The sequence below is a fragment of the Paraburkholderia phymatum genome, assembly GCF_038900715.1.
Classification (GTDB): domain Bacteria; phylum Pseudomonadota; class Gammaproteobacteria; order Burkholderiales; family Burkholderiaceae; genus Paraburkholderia; species Paraburkholderia phymatum_A.
This window is the reverse complement of the sequence record NZ_JAYMRZ010000060.1, coordinates 1-3,174: the sequence shown is the minus strand read 5'-3', so window position 1 is coordinate 3,174 and position 3,174 is coordinate 1. Positions and strand designations below refer to the sequence as shown.

Genomic DNA, 3,174 nt, shown 5'->3' with positions numbered 1-3,174 from the left:
CAGGATCACGGCCGATGCGATGAGGTCATTGTAGCGTAGCCGTTTTTGCTGCTCTTCCGGCTCGTTCTCCGCGATCACGTCGCCGCCGAACGACAGCCATTTCGCGAAACCGTTGTACGACTCTATCTTGTTGGTGTTTGCAGTCACGTCCTGGCGCAGTTCCCGGCTGCCGATCCATTCAAGCAGAAAGACCGTCCGCACGACGTTGCCGAGTTCGCGTGCAGCGAGATACAGGCGGTTCTTGCGGCTCTCGGAGCCAAGGCGGCGCAGCAGCAACGGTGAAGAGATCGTGCCCGCCTGGATCGACACCGCCACCTGCATGAGCTCCTGCCAGTGCCGTTCGATCAGCACCCAGTCGATGGTCGCCGTGAAAAGCTTGTCGATATGCCTGTACTTCGCGTCGCTGTCCGGGCGGTACAACACGAGGTCTTTCCAGTTGCGGATTCTGGGCATCAGCTTGATGCCGAGCAGATGGGTGAACGCAAACACGGCGGCTGATTGTCCCTGCGTATCCGCATGCACGGTGTCGGCCTTGAGCAGCCCTTCGATTACATAGATCGCTTCCCAGACGCCCGGCGGGATGAAATGCCGGAATACCGCGATATAGTTGTCGGCGACGTGGCGGTAGGCGACCGCACCCACTTTCCGGTAGCGGAAGTGATAGCCGGCCAACAGGTTGTTGTCGTAGAAGTCGTACTGTGTGCCGTCGGCCGCTACAGTCTTGCCGTCGCCCCAGTGCTTTGGCAGATCGAGCCGCAGGTATAGCTCGATCAGCTCGCGCTGCGCGGCCTCGAGCCTGTCCAGATTCATATGCCGACGGTTCACGAATGACAGCATGTGCGCCGTCACGTCGGTATCGAGATGGCGTGCCGCCTGGGTCGGGCCCAGGTTGCAGCCCATCGCGAAGATCGTCAGCAAATACCGCTCGGCCGCCTTGCGTATCTGCGGATCGATCCCGGATAACGGTCCGAAGTGCCGGGTAAAATGCGTCCAGTGCTCGATGTTCGCGAGAATGTCGAGCACATTACGGGTCGGCAGACGCGCATTGATCCGCTCCTGCAGGGCGATCGCACTGGCCGGAATTTCTTTTGCAATGGTCTTGCGCAGGATCGGCTCGCCTTTCTGGTCGATCGTGACATGTTCGCGCTTGCGTGGATATTCGTCGTCAAGCTTGCGCGCCGTGACGGTCAACCACTGACGCAGTTGGGCAACGAATTCGCTGCCCGTTTCCGGCAGGCCGACTTTCGCGCAGTAGTCGGGCAACTGTTGCTCACACTGTCGCCACGGCAGCAGATGGTCGCGATAGTCGGCGTAGGCATCGGATCCGGACACGCACAGGTCGCCGACGCGCAGTTCTTCCGCCATGTACGAGAACACGCACAGCTCAAGATAGCGCCGGTTGGTCGGCGCGCCTTCACCGTGGGAGCGCCGCACAAGCTTGCGCCAGCGTGCCGCTGCGAAACTCAGGTCCACATCGGCATCGATCCATTCGCGGTGTAACGTTTCGTTCTCCAGCACAACAACGAGCGCATCGAGCAGCGTCCGCACCTGGCTCGTGGAATCCCATTCGAGCGTGCGGGCGAGACGCATGAGGACCGAACGGTGCGCCCGGAAATGCTTCCAGAGCAGCGGCAGGTGATTGCGGCCGCTGAATGCGCGGATCTCGGCACAGCTCTCACGCAGCGGTTCGAGGTCGCCTTTCGGTGCAAGCCACTTTCGTATGGACTGCGCGATCGTCCTCTCGTCGGACTCGTCAGCAAGGATGTCGACGACGCCATCGAGCAGGACCACGAGATCCTCGACCTTGTCACGCTGCCTGCGCTGAACGATCTCCAGTTCGTCGCTCGCGCGCTTGTGGATCGCACCCATACGTCGCACGAACATGTCGGCGAGATCGTCGCGGGCACGCACGCGCATGCGATTAAGCAGCGCCACGATCAATGTGTAGCGTTTCTCGGGAAGGGTGTCTTTCCGGAGGGCGGACGCGTCGAGTGCCATCGCCTGCATGGCCAGTGAGCGCAGCTTTGACGCCGGGACGCCGGCGAGCGCGATGGTGAAGTCCCCGATCTCGTCGAGCCAGGTGATCTGGTCAATCAGCAGGTCCAGGTGCTGCCGCGATGGTCGCCTCGCGTGGCGCTTGATGCGGTTATAGGCGGTCTGCCGGCTTGACAGGTCGCGGGCCAGCAGACGGTCCAGATTGTTCTTCTGTTCATTGGTCAGGCGTCGTGCGACCCGCCGGAAAAGCCGCGCCTGGGTCTTTGCATGGATCTGCTCGGTAATCCGGTCCAGCGTCGAGAAAGCCGGTAGTTCGATATCCTGCGCGATCAGTTCGTCGATCGTTGCATTGATGATGTCGACCGGCTGGTCCATGGACAGCGCAGCCGTGTGTGCGGCTCGCGTCGCAATCGTGCCTGCGTCGGTGCCGTAGTACGGCTTGACACCGAGGTGCTCGCGCACTGCGGCGTAATGCCGGAACAGCGTCGGCGATGCCTGCGTGTCATAACTGAAGCGTACTGCGGGACCGATGTTTGCCGCCGCGCGCACGTGTTCGACGACGGCCACCGGGATGCTGTCGAGCGACGGGAAATGATGCATCTGCTGGAAGACTTTCAGGAGCACCAGCAGACCCAGCCGGGGGCGCTCGCCCCGGGACGACCGCCGCGCCCATTCCAGTTCATCGGGCAGGGGTGTGTAGCAGGCTTGCAGGTCCCGCGTGGCAAGAACCGTGGGAAAGCGCGGATACGCAGTACGTTCGATGGTAGCCATGCGAGTCGTTTTGATCGCAGCGGGCCGCTCAGATTAGCCGAAGAAAATCAGGTCGTTACCAGGTCAGTTCGAAATGATTCCGCGCGTCTATATAACCCCAAAGCTTATGATAGGAATTTACGCTTACCTTGCCGCTACCCCCACACCAGTTCATCTGGATTTAGGTCCGGTGCATAACCGGGCAGGAAATGCAAAGTCAACTTGCCCTGCGTACTAGCGACATAGTGCTTAACGACGGCTTTCTTATGCGCTGGCAATCCGTCGACGATCAAATGAACCGCTTTTTTCCGATTGAACATCAACTTCTTGAGCAGTTCCACGAACAACTCGCCGCTAAGCGCCCCGTCATACGTTGCAAACCAGAAAGCCCCCTTCGAATTGACAGCGGACGCGGCGCTCATACTTTGC

At 60.5% G+C, this 3,174-nt stretch carries 1 protein-coding gene and 1 pseudogene; both read right to left on the bottom strand.

Annotation, left to right across the window (positions count from 1 at the left end; translation table 11 throughout):
• On the bottom strand, window positions 1-2,766 hold a 2,766-nt coding region (locus VSR68_RS42295), incomplete at its 3' end, for a Tn3 family transposase (protein WP_342945351.1).
• 140 nt (window positions 2,767-2,906) lie between these two features.
• Window positions 2,907-3,174 (bottom strand): annotated as a pseudogene (locus VSR68_RS42290) (IS630 family transposase); the annotation flags it as partial.